This window comes from Gilliamella sp. B3783, from assembly GCF_026536125.1.
Lineage (GTDB): Bacteria > Pseudomonadota > Gammaproteobacteria > Enterobacterales > Orbaceae > Gilliamella.
On sequence record NZ_JAFNOU010000001.1, the window covers coordinates 239229 to 259326 of the forward strand.

General features: G+C 34.7%; 27 protein-coding genes, 1 tRNA gene and 1 pseudogene. 11 read left to right on the top strand and 18 right to left on the bottom strand.

The genetic code is table 11. From position 1 onward, the window contains the following. Positions 1–166: 166 nt before the first annotated feature. The 11 genes from J3U59_RS01245 to J3U59_RS01295 all read right to left on the bottom strand — a co-directional run bounded on the left by J3U59_RS01245 (position 167) and on the right by J3U59_RS01295 (position 4221). On the bottom strand, positions 167–358 hold the full coding sequence (locus J3U59_RS01245; RefSeq protein WP_267372800.1) for a hypothetical protein: 192 nt from the start codon (positions 356–358) through the stop codon (positions 167–169). Between the two features lie 151 nt (positions 359–509). Next, on the bottom strand, positions 510–962 hold the full coding sequence (locus tag J3U59_RS01250; protein WP_416379542.1) for a recombination protein NinB: 453 nt from the start codon (positions 960–962) through the stop codon (positions 510–512). Positions 963–1008: 46 nt separating this feature from the next. Beyond that, a complete protein-coding gene (locus tag J3U59_RS01255; RefSeq protein WP_267332672.1) occupies positions 1009–1188 on the bottom strand; it encodes a hypothetical protein in 180 nt (59 codons plus the stop codon). Beyond that, the gene (locus J3U59_RS01260; RefSeq protein WP_267332671.1) at positions 1181–1435 is read right to left on the bottom strand and encodes a hypothetical protein; all 255 of its coding nucleotides are present in this window, start codon (positions 1433–1435) and stop codon (positions 1181–1183) included. The genes J3U59_RS01255 and J3U59_RS01260 overlap by 8 nt, the downstream gene beginning before the upstream one ends. 2 nt (positions 1436–1437) lie before the next feature. After that, a complete protein-coding gene (locus tag J3U59_RS01265; RefSeq protein WP_267332670.1) occupies positions 1438–1620 on the bottom strand; it encodes a DUF1187 family protein in 183 nt (60 codons plus the stop codon). Beyond that, on the bottom strand, positions 1605–1763 hold the full coding sequence (locus tag J3U59_RS01270) for a hypothetical protein (RefSeq protein ID WP_267332669.1): 159 nt from the start codon (positions 1761–1763) through the stop codon (positions 1605–1607). The genes J3U59_RS01265 and J3U59_RS01270 overlap by 16 nt, the downstream gene beginning before the upstream one ends. A gap of 25 nt (positions 1764–1788) precedes the next feature. Further along, positions 1789–2442, bottom strand: a complete 654-nt coding sequence (locus tag J3U59_RS01275) for a hypothetical protein (RefSeq protein ID WP_267332668.1) — start codon at positions 2440–2442, stop codon at positions 1789–1791. A 2-nt stretch (positions 2443–2444) separates the two neighbouring features. Beyond that, positions 2445–3203, bottom strand: coding sequence for a hypothetical protein (locus J3U59_RS01280; protein WP_267332667.1), 759 nt, complete (start codon positions 3201–3203; stop codon positions 2445–2447). After that, on the bottom strand, positions 3203–3460 hold the full coding sequence (locus tag J3U59_RS01285) for a hypothetical protein (RefSeq protein WP_267332666.1): 258 nt from the start codon (positions 3458–3460) through the stop codon (positions 3203–3205). Before J3U59_RS01285 ends, J3U59_RS01280 begins: the two co-directional genes overlap by 1 nt. Before the next feature lie 25 nt (positions 3461–3485). Beyond that, on the bottom strand, positions 3486–3971 hold the full coding sequence (locus J3U59_RS01290) for a YmfL family putative regulatory protein (RefSeq protein WP_267332665.1): 486 nt from the start codon (positions 3969–3971) through the stop codon (positions 3486–3488). Positions 3972–4011: 40 nt separating this feature from the next. Then, the gene (locus tag J3U59_RS01295) at positions 4012–4221 is read right to left on the bottom strand and encodes a helix-turn-helix transcriptional regulator (protein WP_267332664.1); all 210 of its coding nucleotides are present in this window, start codon (positions 4219–4221) and stop codon (positions 4012–4014) included. 126 nt (positions 4222–4347) lie between these two features. Here J3U59_RS01295 and J3U59_RS01300 point away from each other — a divergent pair, with 126 nt between their 5' ends. The 10 genes from J3U59_RS01300 to J3U59_RS01345 all read left to right on the top strand — a co-directional run bounded on the left by J3U59_RS01300 (position 4348) and on the right by J3U59_RS01345 (position 11544). Further along, positions 4348–5019 carry a LexA family transcriptional regulator gene (locus tag J3U59_RS01300; protein WP_267332663.1) on the top strand — a complete coding sequence of 224 codons (672 nt, stop codon included), beginning with the start codon at positions 4348–4350 and terminating at the stop codon, positions 5017–5019. A 41-nt stretch (positions 5020–5060) separates the two neighbouring features. Beyond that, on the top strand, positions 5061–5858 hold the full coding sequence (locus J3U59_RS01305) for a DUF3800 domain-containing protein (RefSeq protein WP_267332662.1): 798 nt from the start codon (positions 5061–5063) through the stop codon (positions 5856–5858). 829 nt (positions 5859–6687) lie between these two features. Next, entirely contained in the window at positions 6688–6969 is a 282-nt protein-coding gene (locus J3U59_RS01310; protein ID WP_267332661.1) for a hypothetical protein, read from the top strand. Continuing rightward, positions 6966–7784 carry a PD-(D/E)XK nuclease-like domain-containing protein gene (locus J3U59_RS01315; RefSeq protein ID WP_267332660.1) on the top strand — a complete coding sequence of 273 codons (819 nt, stop codon included), beginning with the start codon at positions 6966–6968 and terminating at the stop codon, positions 7782–7784. The genes J3U59_RS01310 and J3U59_RS01315 overlap by 4 nt, the downstream gene beginning before the upstream one ends. Beyond that, a complete protein-coding gene (locus tag J3U59_RS11945; RefSeq protein ID WP_323849480.1) occupies positions 7777–8676 on the top strand; it encodes a RecT family recombinase in 900 nt (299 codons plus the stop codon). Before J3U59_RS01315 ends, J3U59_RS11945 begins: the two co-directional genes overlap by 8 nt. A gap of 2 nt (positions 8677–8678) precedes the next feature. Then, positions 8679–8957, top strand: coding sequence for a hypothetical protein (locus tag J3U59_RS01325; RefSeq protein ID WP_267332659.1), 279 nt, complete (start codon positions 8679–8681; stop codon positions 8955–8957). Between the two features lie 243 nt (positions 8958–9200). Next, positions 9201–9665: a single-stranded DNA-binding protein gene (gene ssb, locus J3U59_RS01330; RefSeq protein ID WP_267332658.1), complete on the top strand. Its 465-nt coding sequence runs from the start codon at positions 9201–9203 to the stop codon at positions 9663–9665. 59 nt (positions 9666–9724) lie between these two features. Then, on the top strand, positions 9725–10093 hold the full coding sequence (locus J3U59_RS01335) for a hypothetical protein (RefSeq protein ID WP_267332657.1): 369 nt from the start codon (positions 9725–9727) through the stop codon (positions 10091–10093). A 186-nt stretch (positions 10094–10279) separates the two neighbouring features. Then, the gene (locus J3U59_RS01340; RefSeq protein ID WP_267332656.1) at positions 10280–10579 is read left to right on the top strand and encodes a helix-turn-helix domain-containing protein; all 300 of its coding nucleotides are present in this window, start codon (positions 10280–10282) and stop codon (positions 10577–10579) included. After that, complete coding sequence (locus J3U59_RS01345; RefSeq protein ID WP_416379530.1) at positions 10495–11544, top strand: site-specific integrase; 1050 nt, start codon at positions 10495–10497, stop codon at positions 11542–11544. The genes J3U59_RS01340 and J3U59_RS01345 overlap by 85 nt, the downstream gene beginning before the upstream one ends. Positions 11545–11560: 16 nt before the next feature. On the opposite strand, the gene J3U59_RS01350 is transcribed toward J3U59_RS01345, so the two are convergent. Continuing rightward, a tRNA-Ile gene (locus tag J3U59_RS01350) sits at positions 11561–11637 on the bottom strand. A gap of 222 nt (positions 11638–11859) precedes the next feature. Here J3U59_RS01350 and J3U59_RS01355 point away from each other — a divergent pair. Beyond that, positions 11860–12222: a DUF4156 domain-containing protein gene (locus J3U59_RS01355; protein WP_065633640.1), complete on the top strand. Its 363-nt coding sequence runs from the start codon at positions 11860–11862 to the stop codon at positions 12220–12222. Positions 12223–12276: 54 nt separating this feature from the next. On the opposite strand, the gene serC is transcribed toward J3U59_RS01355, so the two are convergent. The 6 genes and pseudogenes from serC to J3U59_RS01385 all read right to left on the bottom strand — a co-directional run bounded on the left by serC (position 12277) and on the right by J3U59_RS01385 (position 20061). Then, the gene (gene serC, locus J3U59_RS01360; protein WP_267332654.1) at positions 12277–13362 is read right to left on the bottom strand and encodes a 3-phosphoserine/phosphohydroxythreonine transaminase; all 1086 of its coding nucleotides are present in this window, start codon (positions 13360–13362) and stop codon (positions 12277–12279) included. 159 nt (positions 13363–13521) lie between these two features. Beyond that, complete coding sequence (argH, locus tag J3U59_RS01365) at positions 13522–14895, bottom strand: argininosuccinate lyase (protein ID WP_267332653.1); 1374 nt, start codon at positions 14893–14895, stop codon at positions 13522–13524. A 205-nt stretch (positions 14896–15100) separates the two neighbouring features. Next, positions 15101–16318 (bottom strand): annotated as a pseudogene (locus J3U59_RS01370) (argininosuccinate synthase); the annotation flags it as partial. 104 nt (positions 16319–16422) lie between these two features. Next, positions 16423–17202 carry an acetylglutamate kinase gene (gene argB / locus J3U59_RS01375; protein WP_267332651.1) on the bottom strand — a complete coding sequence of 260 codons (780 nt, stop codon included), beginning with the start codon at positions 17200–17202 and terminating at the stop codon, positions 16423–16425. 90 nt (positions 17203–17292) lie between these two features. Next, positions 17293–18303: an N-acetyl-gamma-glutamyl-phosphate reductase gene (argC, locus tag J3U59_RS01380; protein WP_267332650.1), complete on the bottom strand. Its 1011-nt coding sequence runs from the start codon at positions 18301–18303 to the stop codon at positions 17293–17295. 294 nt (positions 18304–18597) lie between these two features. After that, positions 18598–20061, bottom strand: coding sequence for an aminoacyl-histidine dipeptidase (locus tag J3U59_RS01385; protein ID WP_267332649.1), 1464 nt, complete (start codon positions 20059–20061; stop codon positions 18598–18600). Between the last annotated feature and the right edge of the window lie 37 nt (positions 20062–20098).

Consider the following 20098-nt stretch of genomic DNA (forward strand, 5'->3'; position numbering starts at 1 on the left):
TCTTTATTCATATAAAACTTACCACAAGAGCCTTTGACGTCCCCACTAGCACTTACTAACGGACGATTGCAAACAAATAAACCTAAATTCATGTCATATACGCATTCACCGCCGCATTCCGGACATTTAAAACCTGTTTTAATTAGTTTGTGTTTTTTTGGCATTTTTAATCCATATATTCGTCATAAAAAAAGAAAAATAACGGTGAAAACGATAAGCTCGCAAGAAATGAAAGTGCTCCAGCCGCTCCAACATGCCTATTAAAAAAATCTCCGCCACAGCCAACATATGCCATAAACATAAATCCTGCTGTAATAAAAATAATCATAAAAAATGCAAAAATTAATGCTTTCATCATGTGCCCCTTAAATAATTTTTAATATCCTGCTCATCATCAACCTTATTTTAATTATTCTGATTTATGTATTCTCTGCGTTGTTCATATAACCATGCCAATAGTTGCTCGGCTTCTTCTATACATTCATCAATTGTTTTTAATGTGTCGTTCATCATGCCACCTTTGATAATTGGTTCTTATACCATTCAAATATTAATAAATCAGATTTTGCTTTCTCACTCCATTTGACGCCTTTTTCTGCGCCGAATGAGTACGCTAGTTCCAATAAGTTGCTTAACTCTCGTTTACTCATAACTCGCGTTGATTGACCTAAAACAATAAAGCCCGTGCCGTCTAGATTTGGCACTGTTTTTTGACCTTTTAGCGTTGCAGTGAAAACGTGCTTCCATTGCTCTGCCGTTAATGTCAAACCGTGCCAAACAACCTGCTTGGATATGTCTGTTAATGTTGCCCACATACGGGCGTTTTGCTCTAACGTTCTGGTCATTTCTTGAATGCAAACTACTAGCGGGTTTTTACTATCTGTCGGTAATGAACGGACAAAATCAATCAAATTGTTTTTAACTGTTTCGCTAACTAATTTAAAAATCTTCTTTTTTTCCATTTTTATTTGCTCACCCAATTCTTTTCTTATGCTCAGCTGTATTAATTTAGTCATCGCTTAACAAATCAAAAATGTTGATGTTTTTAATCCATTCATTCTGAACATAATCATTAACATAATTACCATTACAATCTTTTTCGATATAAGTAGAACCTAATTGTTTACAGACAATTATTTCAAAACTTTCTCTTAGTTCGTTTATCTCTTGCTGTGTTAATTTAGTCATTGGTTGAACCTTTTACTTTCCTAGCAACTAAGATTTCATAATCACCATGAATAATCACCACAGCTTTAAAGTCCTTATTAGCTTTCTCTACTGCTTTAGCCAAATCTCCAGCTAATCGATACTGCTTAAATTTTTTGTCAAATAAATCAAGAATTGATGAACTTGCACCTGATCCAACCAATCCGCACAGTAAAGTAAAATTTAAAGTTAAAGCTATAAAAATCATTACAGCAAAAAAATAATCCATACCTAAACCCTCTCACATGTAAAATTACGCACATGCACATCAACTTTAGATTTACCGAATTGCGTTTTAACTGTAGATAGTTTTTTAATTAATGATTTTTCAGTTATCTTAGAATCACGATGTAAAACAATTGATCCCCAACTTTGCCACCCTTTTTTAATTTCTGCTGTTATCTTGTAAGCCATTTTTGTATTAACTTCCTTAATTTTGCCTTTTCTTCTTCAGAATATTTTTTAACTAGTTTTGCTAATTCATATTTAATTTTTGCTATATTTGCACCGTGTTCTCTAATCGCTGTAACATAGTCATATGCTATTTTGTCTAGCATGTGATAGCGTCCCTGTGGGCAGTGATTAACTCGTCGTAACACAAACCCGACCTGTTTTTAACATTTGTTTAATGTTAGCGATATGCTCCATACTCTTTGCTGAAATTTGATCATCTTTAAACTCAAGCATTGCGATAGTGTTTTCTGGTTTTGGTAGATAGTAATTAGCTTTTTCTTGAGTTAATAAACCAGTAAAAACAGCATGATTGATTGCATCCGCACGCTTTGCTTTATCACTACCAAGTGACACAAATGCTTCTGAAATTCTTCCGCTCATCATTGATTCATTAACTAAACGTTCGTAAGCCTCGATAAATGTTCTTCTCGCTCCAATTTTGTCGCCATTTTTATAAACAATTTCAGCTTGCGCCCAAGCTTTTGCTATTTCGTTAGTCCAAACAACCGTATTAGTTTCATCACTGGCAAGTATTGCTATTGCCCAAGCCTCGTCAGGTGATAAATGGTTACTCGATCTGCCCATAAGATTTATTAAATCAGCAGGCTTCGGCATAAACTCACTTTTACGTACCCACGTGTTAGCAGCTCTACGCAATGAATCAATCGGGTATTGACCCAGCGTTGACCAATAAATATTAACTTTGGTTGTACTCGCTTGCTGTCCGTATAGCTCAAGAAGCCCACCAATGACAGCTAAAAAATCATCTGTAATCTTTGCCATGATTAACTCCTCATACTCTCTAAAACTGCCCTGTTACGTTCGGCAAGGGTCATGAATTTTGATGGTGTTTTATTTGTTTTTTTATAACCTCCAGCATTACGCAACCAGTTGTTAAAAGCGGCATTCCAATCAATATATTTTTTGCCATTAGCTAAGCAATAATCCCTAAACTTAATAAATTCAGTATCCAAATTAACGTTTTCATTTAGCGCTATGTCTCGATGATGGTCATTTGGCTTAAAATTATCTGGCAACTGATATGCTCGTTTTGGATTTTGCGGTTTATCCGCAATAATATTTGTAGTATTCTCTGTAGTATTCTTTGTAGTATTCTCTGGTAATGGTGTGGTCAAATTGGCTTGTTGCATCTTGTCATTTTGACTAATTGCATTTGAGCATTTTGACTTATTGCATTCGTCATTTTGACTAATTGCATTTTTCATAACCTCATCTAACTTTTGGTAATTAATTGAATACCATCTAGTACGATCTCGCCTATCTTTATTAAAATTACCAATAAAGAGAAAGCCTTTCTCCTCAAGATTTTTTATAGCTCGCCCTATTGTTGATTCACTAAAAAAAGGGAACTGTTTTTTCCATTGGCTAACACTGTTGTAAATCCATGTTTTACCATCATAACTGTGCTCTGATTTTTTTATCCAATATTGCATTTGCTGTAATATCATGGCTTCGTTTAAACCAATAACAACAGCTAGCTCACGGTCAATAACTAGAGGATTTTCATTAAATAGATATTTCATCAGTTAACCCTCTTTAATGTGTAGTAATAACAAGCCTTTTTTGTTCTTTCATTGATTTTGTGATATTTATCTTTCATAAAACCATATCGAAATAATCTTGCAGTTTCACGAAGCCTTGCGCTTATAGCTGGTGTAGTATCAAACTGATTAAATCGCCGTTTAATCTCTTGCTGAATAGCTTCAAGAGTTCGATATTGCCCATCACCACAAACGGCAATTACTCGCTCTTGCTGTGATTTTGGGTTGAGTATTTGCATGCGCCACCTTTCCAATTAGTGTTTTTTATTCATCTGGATAAAGTTCTGAACCAGCAGTTAAAAATTGCATCATCAACTGATTTAACTGATAAACATCATCATTAAGTTCTTTAAACTCTTTTTTATCTAGAATTTCATCTTCCGTGAAATTGTCGAATTTCTTGAAAATATCGCCTAACCTTGCAGCGATCATTCGCGATAATCGACCTAAATCATCACAACCAACGCCCTGCACTCCACAAAGAGGAATAAAGACACCTTCGGAACATTGAGCTACAGCATGAGCGAAGTCTTTCCTTCCTGAAATTATTTGCATCTCTAATGCTGCCCCAACATCCACTTTCTGCCCTGCATGATCTCTAACTCGATTAGATAAACTATTTTCTGTATAAGTAAGAGCGCTCGCCATTTCGGCATAACCACCGGGTAAACTAGTGATCATTGCTCTATATGCGTTACGGATTAGTAAAGGTGTTATAAATTCTCTTTTTTCCACATTTTTAGTTTTCATCTGTGGTTTTCCTTATTTGAATTATTACATATAGTATTAATTAGGCTGCATCAGGTGGGAAAACATCATCTAAAGAGATGTCCAACCCTAAGCTGATAAAAAATTGCGTTATATTTCGACATGTTTTTAAATTAACATCTCGACGACCAACTTCGTAATGCGCAATTGCCCCTTGAGATGTATTTATTGCTCTGGCTAATTCTTCTTGAGTAATACCTAATTTATCTCTAAATTCCTTAATTTTGTTCATAACTAATACCTTAATTACTGTTATGAATATAAATATTACATTATGTAATTTAATATTTCAACAATTATTACGTTTTGTTAGTTGTTAATTTAATACGGTTCGTAATAATTAAAGATGGAGGAGCTTATGAATACTTGGCAAAATATAATTAAAAAACGAATGCAAGATATTGGTGAAACACAAGAAAGTCTTGCGGAAAAATTGAGTGTAACTCAAGGGAGTATTGCTCACTGGTTATCTGGTCGAAGAAAACCTGATACTGATGTTATTGCATCTATATTAAAAGCTGTTGGTATCAAGGAAATAACAATAAATGCTGACGGCTCAGCGGCTGAAAATAAAACACAAAATAAAAACAATAAAAATAATTTTCAAATTGAGGTTTTAGATATTACAGCTAGCGCGGGAGCGGGCTACCTAAATTCGGATGTGAAGGAAGTGATTAAATTAATTGAATATGACAGCGAACAAGCAAAAATATTATTTAAAGGCATAGACTCTAATAATTTAAAAGTAATCAATATTTCAGGTGATTCAATGCAAGGAACATTTGAGAGTGGCGATTCAATCTATGTTGATATATCAAAAAAAGAATTTAACGGCGATGGAATATATGTATTTACTTTTGGTAAAAGCCTGTATGTAAAAAGATTACAAATAATCAAAGATAAGCTAATTGTTATATCTGACAATAAAAAATACAAAGAATGGGATATAAGCGAAGATGAAATTGACCAACTTTATATACATGGGAAAGTAATGCTTAGTCAATCAATGCTACTAAGGAAACATGGTTAACATCTTCGCCGATTATTATAATAAAATAGAATAAGGTGATTATGAGCAAATCTGACAATAAGCTGATATGGCATATCGCTACTGATGAATCAGGCGTATCTGGCAAAAAGTATTATGGCTTTGGTTCATTGTGGATGAAATATCAACGAAGGGGTGACTTTTATAAATTAATATCAGACCTAAAAAATAAACATGGACATAGAGATGAAATAAAATGGCAAAAAGCTAATAGCAAAAAGCATCTTGCTTTTTTTGAGGAATTGATTGAATTATTTTTTAAGCATCAATGGCTAGCATTCCATTGCATTATAGTACGAAAAGGGATGATTAATAAATCATATCATGATGGAAACTATCAAATAGCTATGCAAAAACATTTCACTAGCTTAATTGCAAACAAAGTTATTAGCGTAGTTAAGGCGCATCCAAATAGGGAATGTCATTTTAGGATAGATGTCGATCCCCTTCCATTCAGTTATAAAAAAGCTGATGAACAATTTCACATAATTGCAAATAATATTATAAATAAAAAAATTTTCAAAAAAAATGTAATAAAGTCTGTTCAAGAAAAAGATTCTAAAGCATCATTTAATATACAGATAGCTGACTTTTTCCTTGGTGCAATAATGAGCGCTTACCAAGCCGATGAATGTAGTGAGCAAAAGGTTTTATTGTCGAAAAAAATAGCGAACTATTTAGGTTGGGAAAGTCTTAAACATGATACTCCGCATAACGAAAGAAAACTCAATATATGGTATTTCTATGACCCATCAGAGAATAAACCTCGAGAAATAAAAACTCAGACTGTAAGATTAAAATATCCTCTTCCTAAAAAATAGGTGCAGACCTCTCAGCCTGCTCGGTGGTTTACCTGCACAATTCATCCAGTCACCCACTGGGCGGAATCCATAACAAGGAGCCGCCCCTTCAACCCTTGCTACATTAGCACCTTGGTGCTTTTATTTATAATAACACAGGTTATGAGCATGTCAATAATACTGTATATATATACATATTAAAATTACGCATTCTTAAAATAAATTACCTTCATTTTACTTCTTAAAATTCAAACAAAATATTAACTAACCGGTTAAAAAATAAGCTAACGGTATTACATTTTGTAATTACATCTTGTAATATAAAATTACATATTGTAATATTATCACATCAAAACAAATCAACTTAACAACAAAATTAAACAAGACTACGAGTTATTTAACAAGTTAAGAAGATTCAAGTAGCTAGCTGAGGCATATGAAAGTACAGCGGTTTTGGAAGCAATCAATAAGAGTACGCATCGGGTGAGCGACTAAATCACTCCTAGCCCCGACAAGGGATCGACTAGCCATCAAGTTCTTTAGTGAATAAGGATTGCTAATTAAATTCAAATCAAAGCCCATTCAGTGAGTGGGCTTGAGTTTGAGCAAATACTGACAGCTCGGAAAGACGGCACATCCTACATCCTATTGCCCTCCACGTGAGGGCTTTTTTCGAGGTGATTATGACTAATAAAGATTTTGTTAATGTGAAAATCAAAGATAGGTTTCACAAGGATTATGAATTAACAGATAGCGAAATTAAGTTCGCCTTATTCTGTACTTTTGTTTTGTCATTCGGTTGTCTATTTGGACTATTTTTTTGGATGTTTGAAGTTGCAACGAGGTGATTATGCAGCTACATAAATTGGTTGAGAATGGTTACGAAAGCGCTTACTGCAATATGTTAAACAATATTGAAATGCAAGATGCTCAAGAGGAGTGGATAGATAAACGTGCTGATGAGCTAATGGGAAATTTTAGTAATGAAAATGATTGGCAAATATTGGCATTACTTAAATTAAAATTAGACAACCATAGTGTTGATGCAAAGATATATCATCAATTTATTATTGATATTTGTTATTCTCAAGCTCGATTTGAGTATTCTAAAAAATTTGGAATAAAGTTATGAAACAGGGTATTTATTACGATATATCTAATGAAGATTATCATAATGGCGAAGGTGTGAGTAAGTCCAATCTAGATGATATTGCAAAGTGCCCTGCAATCTACAAATGGCGACAGAAAGCGCCAGAAGATGAAGATAAAAAGAAAGCTTTAGACATTGGTACCGCCCTGCACTGCCTTCTTTTAGAGCCTCAGCACTTCGATGAACGGTTTCTTGTAGTACCTCCATTTGACCGCAGAACAACTCAAGGTAAAAAAGACCTCGAACAATTTATGGAAGAAAACTATTCACCCGAAAAAATTATTATCACTGAAGAAGAAGAACGAAAGTTAAGGCTTATGCAAGAGAGTGCTTTTGCACATCCTGATGCCAAGAAGTTATTGGATATGGACGGAATTTGTGAATCTTCTATTTACTGGACTGATTTTGAAACTAATGTTCTATGCAGAATTAGACCAGACAAAATAATTAATGATTTACCAATAATAGTTGATGTTAAAAAGACAAGTAATATTAATGATTTTGGTAGAAGTGTTGAAGATTATCGATATCACGTTCAAGCAGCAATGTATATCGATGGATATACTGAAATATTTAACTCCGACCCTGTTTTTTTATTTATTGCAGTTAGTGATGTTATCGATTGCGGTAGATATCCAGTTAGAGTAATTCAACTTGATGAACATGATTTAAATGTTGGGTACAGACTGTATAGAGAAAATCTTTTTACATATGCATCTTGTTTAAAAAGCAATAAATGGGACGGTATAGAAACAATTCAAAGACCACAATGGATAAGGAAAAATGAATATGACTAATGAATTATCAATGAATAATGAAATTATAGAGCACGAACAACCAATTGGACAGGTTAATAACACTGTATTTAGTCATCAAATGCTACAGAGAATACAAGAATTTTCGCAAGTGATGGCGAAAGGAGTAGCAACAGTTCCAAAGCATTTGGCAGGTAATGTTGCTGACTGCATGGCGGTAACTATGCAAGCGGTACAATGGAAAATGAACCCTTTTGCGGTGGCTCAAAAAACACATATAGTAAATGGAACGCTTGGCTATGAAGCACAGTTAGTAAATGCCGTAATTGTAACATCTGGAGCTATTAACGGCAGATTCAAATATGAATATATAGGTAACTGGGACGCATTCCAAAAAACAGATAAAAAGCATGATGATGAAATTAAACTAAACTTGGGCATTAAGGTTGGTGCTATTTTAACAGGTGAACAAAATATAACATGGGGAGAACCATTATATTTAAGCAATGTCACAATCAGAAACTCACCTTTGTGGAAAGCAGCTCCAAAACAGCAAATAGCATATTTAGCCGTCAAATACTGGGCTAGATTGTACTGTCCTGAAGTTATTTTAGGGGTTTACTCAACTGACGAATTAGAAGAAGCAAGAAAAACTGTAAAAGACATTACTCCTCCTGATGCAAATCTGTTAATAAATGAGGCGGACACTGCAAATCAAACAAAAAATGAAGAACCGCAAGATAAAGCACTTGAAGATAGGCTGTCAGATTATTTGTCCAAAGTTAAGGAAACCACGCTAACAACTAAGCTTGAAAAATTAATCCAAGCAGCAAGAAATATTTTTTGTGATTATCCAGAGTTTTTATCAGCAGCAGAAAGCGCTTACATAGAAAGGCTTAAAGAAATTAATGAAATCCCACTACCTGAGGCGTGATTATGATTACACCTGAAGAACGGAAAACATTAAAAGTTGGGGGTGTGATTCATACCGTAGTGGAGGAGTTAGAGTGTGTAATGAGTGGAGAGGTAATAGATAACAATACTGCGGATTTTACATTTTTTACTCGTAGCCTTGATTATGAACATATATATATTAAACAAATTGATGCTTATAGAACTGTTAGAAAAATGAAGTTAGATGATATTAACTACCTGAATGAAGAAATAGAGCTTATTGATGTATTAATTAAACAACTGGAGCAAGAAGATGGCTAGATTTAGAGGTTCCTTTTTATACCTAACTGAGCTGGAATATGAATTTGATATTGAGGCGAACAGTAAAGAAGAGGTCGAGGAGCAAATTAAGAACGATGCATCGAAATATTTATTAGAAAAAGTTCCCGTTCACACATATGGAATAGATGCACACGGAGTCGAATTTTATGACTAAATTAAACTGGCAAAAATTCCCCGATGAAGCATCAGAACACGCAAAAATTCATACAGGAGATAGACAAAATGGCAAGAGGCGTTAATCGTGTAATTCTAGTGGGCAATTTAGGACAAGACCCAGAAGTACGTATCATGCCTAATGGTAATGCTGTCGCAAATTTTAGTGTTGCAACTTCCGAATCATGGAAAGATAAACAAACAGGTGAGAATCGAGAAAAAACAGAATGGCATCGAGTTGTTGTGTTTGGCAAATTAGCTGAAATTGCTGGTGAATACGTTAAAAAAGGAACGCAGGTATATTTGGAGGGTCAATTGCAGAGTCGTAAATGGCAAGACCAATCAGGACAAGATCGTTACACTACAGAAGTTGTTATCAACCCTATTGGTGGAACATTACAGATTTTAGGCTCTCCTAGTGATGATTCAAACCAACAGCAATCTAATCAACCTAACAAACAGCAATCAACGATTGTGCCACCTCCAACATCACTACCAGAAACGCATTTTGACGACGATTCCATCCCGTTTTAGTGCTAATTTGTTATAAATATAACCGCTCATGTAGCGGTTTTTTGTTAACTTTGGAGTGAATGATGAAAATTCCAAGCAGAAAAACCATTACTTTACTAAATAATGTTAGTGTGAGCTGTCTGTTTGATTATTACTTTAACCCTAATGATCTGTCTCAGTGTGCTATTACTAAACATAGCTCATATGAACACGGCACAAAAGAACTTTATAAAAGCGTTTTGTCGTTAATTCGATGGCAACTTCATTGTAACGGCGAAAGCCTTGAATCAATAAAAATGCAAAATTATTTAAGAGCATCAAATAACACTCAAAGAAAATGGGTTGTTTATTGGATTAACTTATATAAAAAGCTATCAAATTCAAAATTTATCACACTTGATGAGTTAGATAATAAAATTAGCGAATTAATCCCCCGAATCTGTTCATAACTCGTTTGATATCCACCCTATCCTATTAATTTTACGAATATTCTCACGCTGATTATTTAGTGTGCGATTACTATTATCTAAAGGAAATGACTATGACTATTGATGAACTAAAAGCAGGGGTACGGTTTAAATGACTAAATATAGCAAACTATCTAAAAATGATATTGAGTTGCAGGAGGTGTAATTGTGGATCAGCTACTTACCAAAGAAGAAGTTGCAGAAGCACTTAAATTGTCCGAAAACACAATTAAATCAAACCCAGCCAAATATCATATGTTCAAAGTTGGAGGGGTTTGGCGCGCAACGAAACAAGATATTGCTAATTACGTAGACGAGAGCAGAAAAAAACATAATAATGTTATAAGGCTAGCTCTTGGAAAAGGCAATAACGGAGGTAAAAAATGCCGATATTCAAGAGGAATGATGTCTACTATATCGACATCAGGACACCCAGCGGTGAAAGAATTAAAAAATCTACTGGGATAAAAGATAGAAAATTAGCAATGCAGTATCATGATAAAATTAAACATGAACTATGGCTAGAGTCTAATTTAGATAAAAAACCAGATCATATTTTTGAAGAGATCATGGTTCTATTTTTAAAAGATAGTGAAGAACAAAAACGGTATGATGCAAAATTGGCCCATGCTAGATATTGGACCTCAGTGTTTGGTGGACAGTTTCTATCAAATATTACTGGTGAAAAGATTATGGATAACATCCCAACACATCACGCCACCACCAAACAACCTATATCTAACGGCACAAAAAATAGGTATAGAGCATCAATACTAAGGGCTTTTTCTCTTGCTCATAAAATAGGTTGGATAGATTCCGTTCCTTATGTTCCAAGAATGAATGAACCCAAAATAAGAGTAAGGTGGATCACAAAAGAAAAAGCCAATATTTTAATTTCAAATTTAAATTTAGATTGGATGAAAAATGTTTGCTCTTTTGCTCTTATGACTGGAGCAAGAATGAGTGAGATACTATCTTTGACATGGGCTAACATTGATCTAACAAAAAGCATTGCAATTGTTACAAATGAAAATGCGAAATCTGGACGAGCAAGGCCATTACCTCTTAATAGAGATGCGATTATATTAATTAACTCTTTATCTAAAAGTAGTGATTATGTATTTACTCGATCAACAAGTAAACGTATTTATGACATTGATCGCCGTGATTTTAAACGTGCTTGCGATTTATCAGAAATTGAAAACTTCCATTTTCATGATTTACGTCATACATGGGCGAGTTGGCATGTTCAAGCTGGAACACCGTTATTCACTTTAAAAGAAATGGGTGGATGGGAAACACTTGAGATGGTGAAAAAATATGCTCATTTAAATGCTGACCATTTAAGCAAATTTTCAAACATGGTCTCATTTTGGTCCCACTCTGAGAAAATTAATAATCAAGCACCAAGATTTCGAGTCGTAAATGATTGATTATAAATGCTTTAAATGGTGGCCCCTACTGGACTTGAACCAGTGACCAATCGATTATGAGTCGACTGCTCTGACCAACTGAGCTAAGGGGCCATATTGAGAAGTGCTACTTAATTAGTAGGGTTGCGATTATAATAGAGTTATTTTTAATTTGCTACAATTAATTATTAAAATAGGTTGGGTTGCTTAATTATTAATCTTTAACTCGTAGCCATATCTATATTGATTAATAATTACAGATATTTTTTAATCTATTAACCTGATACAATAACTTTATAAATAATTATTCGTTGTTTTATTGGTTGAGGAAATATTATGTCTTTCAAAAAATGTTTACTTATTAGTGCAGCTATTTCAACTGCATTACTTTTAAATGCTTGTAGTAACTCTAACTATCAACTCACCTCTGCGGGTAGACAAGTTCAATTTATTGACACAAAACCTGCCGCTAGTTGTCAATTTGTTGGTAAAGCAGAAGGTCGTCGTAGCTCACTATTTTCTGGCTTAAAAACACACAGTGAGCTTATTCGAGATGCCGCTTCAGATTTAATGAATAAAGCTGCCGCTATGGGTGGAAATGTGATTTATAATGCCCAAGATGCATCATTGAATTATATATCAGAAGTCGCTCCAACAGATGCTGTCATGGTTGGTGAAGTTTTCCGCTGCAACAATTAAGCAAAATAAAAAAGGGAGCTTAATGGCTCCCTTTTTTGACAGAGTTTTAAATAATTATCCGTACTGTTTTTCAAAGTGCTTCATAAAATCGATTAAATAGTTAACGCCTTCAAGATCCATTGCATTATAGATTGAAGCCCTCATCCCACCAGCAATTCTGTGACCTTTAATTCCGATAATATTTGCTTGTGTTGCTTCGTTAACAAACTTTTTATCAAGATCGTCATTGGGTGACAAGAAGGTTACATTCATGATAGATCGATTAGAGATAGCCACGGTATTACGATAAAAATCGGATTGATCAATAAATTGATATAACAATTGTGCCTTAGCTTGATTACGTTGCTCAATCGCTTTTAATCCACCTAAATTTTTAATCCATTTGAATACTAACCCAGACATGTACCAAGCGAATGTAGGTGGCGTATTAAACATTGAGTCATGATCCATTAAGATTTTATAGTCTAAAACGGAAGGTAATACTTTTTGAGCATGACCAATTAGATCTTCCCGAACGATGACAATCGTGATTCCTGAAGGGCCAATATTTTTCTGTGCCCCCGCGTATATAATGCCATAGCGACTTACATCAATCGGTTGAGATAAAATACAAGATGATAAATCAGCAACGACTGTTTTATCGCCAAAATTAGGTTGTTCGAATATTTCCACTCCGTCAATGGTTTCATTAGGGCAATAATGAATATACGCGCTATCATCACTCAATTGCCATTCGGACATGGGTTTGATTGAGGTCATGCCTTGGTTTTTAATCACCACATTTTGTTCAATCACATTACAGTATTTTGTTGCCTCTTTGGCGGCACACTGGCTCCAATAACCACTGTTTACATAATCAGCACTTGTTTTATTACCAAGAATATTCAAAGGTACGGCAGCAAATTGCGCTCTTGCTCCACCTTGGCTAAAGAGAATTTTATAATTATTAGGTACGTTTAGAATATCACGAAGATCGTTGGTTGCTTCAATTGCACAAGCATCAAAATCCTTACCTCGATGACTTAACTCCATGACAGAAGCACCTGTATTATGCCAATCTAATAATTCAGTTTGAACTTGTTTTAAGACTTCAGCAGGTAGTTTTGCAGGACCTGCACTAAAGTTATAACTTTTACTCATTGCAATTCACTTTAATCCTTTCAAAAAGAGCTCTATTTTTACACTGTCTTAAAAGATATACAATCATATTTTTAGTAAAAATATTTGTTTAATAAATAGGTTTTTATCAAAATGCCGACTTATCATCGGCAAATTATATAGCTAGATTTAGATAGAAAGTTATAAAACTTGTTGTTTTGCGTTGGCTATCGCTATTTTAACTTGTTGTGGTGATACACCACCTTTGGCTAATCGCTTAGCTAAACATGATTCAAGTGAGAGATTTTCATAAACATCTTGTTCAATAACCGAACTGAAGATTTTTAATTCATCCAAAGAGAGTTCTTCTAATGCTTTTTGTTTTGCTATTGCACCAATAACCGCTTCGCCGACAATATGATGCGCTTCTCTAAATGGTATCCCTTTAGCCACCAAATAGTCGGCAAGTTCAGTTGCATTAGCGTAACCTTGCTTTGCAGCTTGTCGACAAACAGCATAATTGACTTTTATATCTTCAAGCACTAATGCGGCCATATCTAAACACTCATGCCATGTGTCTAGTGCATCAAATAAATGTTCTTTATCTTCTTGCAGATCTTTATTATAAGCAAGAGGTAAGCCTTTAAAGGTTATCATTGCCCCAGTTAGTGCACCTGCAACTCGCCCTACTTTACCTCGAATAAGTTCTAATGCATCAGGATTCTTTTTTTGTGGCATTAATGATGAACCCGAGGTTACACGATCAGACAATTCAATGAAATTGGCTTCACCGCTATTGAAAATGATTAGATCTTCAGCAAATCGAGATAAATGAACCATACCAATTGATGCATTGTTCAATAGCTCTAAAATATGATCACGATCAGAAACAGAATCTAAACTATTATTGGTCGCGCAAGAAAATCCTAACCAATAAGCTAACTCATCACGATCGATTGGATATGCTGTGCCAGCAAGCGCGCCACTACCCAAAGGACTAACATCTAAACGTTTTAATGTATCTTGTAAACGACTTTCATCACGTGTAAGCATTTCATAATACGCTAAGCACCAATGCGCAAACGTAACAGGTTGTGCACGTTGTAGATGGGTATAGCCAGGCATAACCGCATCTTGATGCTGCTCAGCTGTAAGCACTAAGCGCTTTCTGAGCTTGTTAATAGCAGTGATAAGGTGAGCAATTTCATCTTTACACCATAATTTTAGGTCGGTTGTTGATTGATCGTTACGGCTACGCCCCGTATGTAATTTTTTACCTAAATCACCAACTTTTTCGATGAGTTTTTGCTCGACCCAACTGTGAATATCTTCCGCATCACTTTGTAGAATTTGTTGTGGGTTTTGCCGAACTGATTCTAATAATTCATTTAAAGCTTTTTCTAATTTTTTTTGTTCATCATAAGATAAAACGTCAACTGTCACCAATGCTTTAGACCATGCAATTGATCCAATGATATCTTGCTCTGCAAGCCGATAGTCAAAGCGTAAAGAATCATTAAAATGTTTAAATCGTTGATCTGCTGCTTGGCTAAAACGCCCACCCCATAATGCCATAATTACCTCAAATATTATCTTTAAATCAATTATAAATTTATAAATTAATTAATAATTCTATAACACCATAAACAATATATACAGGACTTTGCCTGTATATATTATTAAGTTTTATCAAATTTAGTGGTTAAAACTATTTTTTAGTTTTAGTCGCTGTTTTCGATTTGTTTGCTGTTGTTTTAGTATCAGCTTTTTTAGCTGGTTGTTTTTTCTTACCTTCATTTAATGCTCGAATGCGTGAAGATAATGAGAACAAGCGAATAAATCCACCTGCGTGACTGTGGTCGTACACTTCATCTTCACCAAAAGTCGCAAATTCTTCACTATATAAGCTATTAGGTGATTTTTTCTGAACGGCTGTAGCACTTCCTTTATAAAGTTTAACGACAACTTCACCTGTCATATCCTCAGCCAAAACATCAGCTGCCGCTTGAATTGAACGACGGTATGGCGCAAACCAACGACCATCATAAACAACATAAGCCATTTCTAAACCTAACTGTTCACGCCATTTGAAGCTATCACGATCTAAAATTAACTGTTCTAAACCTCGTAATGCAGTCATCATAATTGTGCCCCCTGGGGTTTCATAACAACCACGCGATTTTATACCAACTAAACGGTTTTCAATAATATCAACACGGCCTACACCATGTTTAGCACCAATTTTATTTAAAGTCGCAACACAATTGTATGGTGATAATTTCTTGCCATTGACTGAAACCACTTCACCTTTTTCAATACCAATGGTGACAAGTTCTGGTTTATTTGGTGCATCTTCTGGTGATACTGTCCACGCCCAACAATCTGCATTGGCTTGATTCCATGTACTTTCAAGTACACCACCTTCTGTTGAAATATGCCATGCGTTCTCATCACGACTATAGATTTTTTCAACGGTTGCAGTTGTTGGAATTTTACGTACTTTTAGATAATCAATTAAAGCTTCGCGCGAACGCAAGTCCCATTCACGCCAAGGTGCAATAACTTTAAGTTGTGGAGCAAGTGCAGTATACGTTGTTTCAAAGCGCACTTGGTCATTCCCTTTACCTGTAGCGCCATGACATAATGTATCGGCACCCACCTCTAAAGCATATTCAACTTGCGCTTTAGCAATAATAGGACGAGCCATAGAAGTGCCTAGGTAGTATGTACCTTCATATAAAGCACCTGTTTTTAATACCGGGTAAACATAATCTTTAACAAATTCTTCTCGTAAATCGACAACTTTACAAGCTACTGCCCCAGATGCTTTAGCTTTTTTCTCAACATCTTTTAGCTCTTTAGGATCTTGACCAACATTAGCGACTAGAGCATAAACTTCACAATCGCCATAATTTTCTTTTAACCAAGGAATAATTGCTGATGTATCTAAACCACCTGAATAGGCTAAAACAACTTTTTTTGTTCCACTCTTTTTCATGTTATACCCTTTCTTAATTAACTTACGACAAATAAATGAGTTAAAGACGTTTGTTACTTACTTTAAATATAAATGACCAGTTTAATATACTGTCTGAATTATATTTAAGCAATAATTCTTGTCCCTGTTATTCCTGTTTTTCCATTAAATAAATCAATTAGTTTATCTGCTTGTTTCCAACTGGCTATATCAATAGGTCTACCTAATGCTTTAGCCGCTTCAAAAGCTGAATTTACTTTTACTACCATGCCATCGGTAATCACCCCAGTAGCAATTAAATTATCGGCATTTGATTGAGTTAATGATGCTATTAATTGCTTATTACCATCTAAAACACCAACAACATCAGAAAGTAAAATCAAATCAGCATCTAATGTTTTTGCGAGTGCAACCGCTGCATGATCGGCATTAACATTCATCATTTTACCTTCTTGAGTTATACCAATAGAACTCATAATGGGTAGATAACCTGAATTAAGTAGTAAATTTACTAATCTAGGATCGCCACTGCTAGCTTCCCCAACATAACCTAATTCTTCTGATATCTGTTTAACTTCAACACTATTACCATCTGCTAAACAGAGCCCAACGCTTGGAATAGCTAATTTTTTTGCTTCAGATAACAAGGTAGTATTGGCACTGCCTGCTAAACTTCCAACAATAACATCAATCTGATCAGCAGGCGTAACACGTAATCCATTTCGACGCACAACAGGTAAGGATAGACGGTCCATTAAAGAATCAACAACACTACCTCCACCATGAACAATAACAAGTGAACGTTGAAAATTCTTCTTATATTTACTAATCACGTCAAATAGATCACTTAATGCATCTTTATTATCGAGTAACACTCCACCAAGTTTAATAATTAATGGTTTCATTTTCATTTCCTATTGATTCAAATTAAGTTAATCATTTTAAAATTGATAGTTTGCAAATTGTTAATAAGCTTGTCGCTGAATTTATTTCACCTAAAATAATGAAGTTGTTTCTTCAAAACCAAATCGAATATTCATACATTGTACCGCTTGCGCTGCTGCACCTTTTAATAAATTATCTTCGACCGCAATCAAAATAAGATGTCGCCCTTTTAACGCAAATCCAATATCACAAAATGGCAAATCCACTACGGACTTTAAAGCAGGCCAGTCTTTTTGATAAATTCTGACTAACGGTTTATTGTGATAATATTTATTTAAAGCCGCCAAAATATCATCTGATGTAACGCCTTCTTTTACAAGGCAAGTAATGGTGGCATGAATACCTTGTTTAAAACTGCCAAGATGGGGAGTAAAAATAACGTCTTGCCTTAAATGTGTGGCAATTTCAGGTTGGTGTCGATGTGTAAATAATCCATAAGCATGCAAGCTCACTTCACAAAATAGATTATTAAGTGAAGGTTTACGACCTGCACCACTAACGCCACTTACAGCATTAATAACAGGCCATTGCGTTTTATCTAGTAGATCTTCCTCAATTAATGGTTTTAACGGTAATTGTGATGCGGTTGGATAACAACCAGGCACTGCAATTAATTGTGCTTGTTTTATTGCCTTATAATTCCATTCTGCCAAACCATATACTGCTTGTTCTAACCATGTTTTATGTTGATGCTCAAAACCATAAAATTGCTTATAAAAAGAAGTATCATTAACACGAAAAGCACCTGATAAATCAATAACAGTGCAACCTCGCTCTAAAAAATAAGGCGCAATATTATGGCTAACTTGATGATCAGTTGCGAGAAAAACAACATCAACCTGCTCGATAAGGGAAGAATAATCATTGGTTGCAATTAAGGGTAAATCAACAATACCTTTTAATTGAGGATATAAATCCCGATCTGAGATACATTTTCCCCCATCTTGGCTATTTTCAGAAACAGTTAAGGCGATAATCTCGATATTAGGGTGCTTATTTAAATAATAAGCAAGTTTAGCACCTGCATAACCACTCGCTCCCACAATTATTGCTTTTAACATATTATTCCTTATTTATTATTTTTAATAATAGACATATAGTAGGATATTTATTATATCAACACAAGCAATAAAATGAATTTTTATTCACTTTTTATGAATTTAATTTCATTTTTAATTTAATCTTTAGCAAACAATTTGGACAGTCTAGCGGTTTATGCCACCTAAGACGTTAAAAGATAGATATTTTAGCGTGATTGTATGAATCATCACTCAATTAAAATAAGTGATGTCTAAGAAAAAATTAGAAGTGATACTAAAAAGATCCTGTCGGATAAACACGACAGGATTTTAAAATTATCTTAATTGAGTTGCAGAACGTAACATTGCAATGAGTAATTCCCAATAACGAATTACACTTTGGATATTAACTTTTTCATCAGGTGAATGTGGTGAAACAATGGTTGGACCAATCGAGATCATATCCATGTTTGGATAAGACTGCTTAAATAAACCACATTCTAATCCAGCGTGGATAACCATAATCTTCGGTTTTTGCGAGAAGATTTCATAATACTTATCTTGTGCTAACTGTAAAAGGCTCGAATTTAAATTAGGTTCCCAACCGGAGTATCCCCCTTTTATTTCGTAATTCGCATTAGCTAATTGACTAAGTGAAATAAGTGTTGAAACAACGGCATCTTTTGCACTATCAACTTGTGAACGAATTAAAAAATGAACATACAGTTGGTTATCCTCAATATTCACAATCCCTAAATTTAATGAGGTTTCAACAACACCCTGCAATTGATCACTCATTCGCACTACGCCATTTGGTGCCGAATTTAACCAATTGATAATTTTATTTTGATGTTCTGTCGTTAAAACGCGTTTAATCTTATCGGATTTAACTTCAGTTAGGGTAATTTCTAGGTTTGGCTCGACTTGTCCTAATTCATTTTGTAATGTCGATTTGTATTGATCAATAATAGATTCAAATTTAGATAAATCATCTTTACTTAAACTGATTTCGACAAAAGCTTCCCGTGGAATTGCATTACGGAGTGAACCACCTTTAATATCAGCGAGGCGAAATGAAATATCTTGCGCATATTCAGCTAAAAATCGCGCCATTAATTTAATTGCATTACCGCGCCCTAAATGTATATCACAACCAGAATGCCCTCCTTTCAACCCTTTAAGGGCGATCTGCATATAACAATCATGTTTTTCAGGCATAACGGCATAAGTCACAGCGAAAGTAGAGGTAAAATCGACCCCACCAGCACACCCAGTAAAAATTTCGCCTTCATCTTCAGAATCAGTATTAATCAAATAGTGACTTTTTAACCAATCTGGTTGCAAACCAAATGCACCATGCATACCTGTCTCTTCCGACGTTGTCACTAAAACTTCAATTGGACCGTGTTCAATAGCAGGATCGACTAAAACAGCTAGAGCTGATGCTAAACCAATACCATTATCGGCGCCAAGTGTCGTTCCTTTTGCTTTTACCCATTCGCCATCAACATAGGCTTCAATAGGATCGGTAAAAAAATCATGGACTGTGCCTTCATTTTTTTGTGGAACCATATCCATATGAGCTTGCAATGCAATTGATGGGCAGTGTTCCATCCCTTTAGTTGCAGGTTTTGTTAACAAAATATTACCAACTTTATCAAGTTCACAACGGATGTGATGTGAATTGGCAAAATCAACGATATATTTAGTTATCATTTGTTCATGATGAGAAGGATGTGGAATCTTACAAATATCATTAAAAATCTGCCAAACAAATTTTGGCTTTAGTGTAGATAGCATAATTTAACCTCAATATTATGTCATTAATGAATTAATG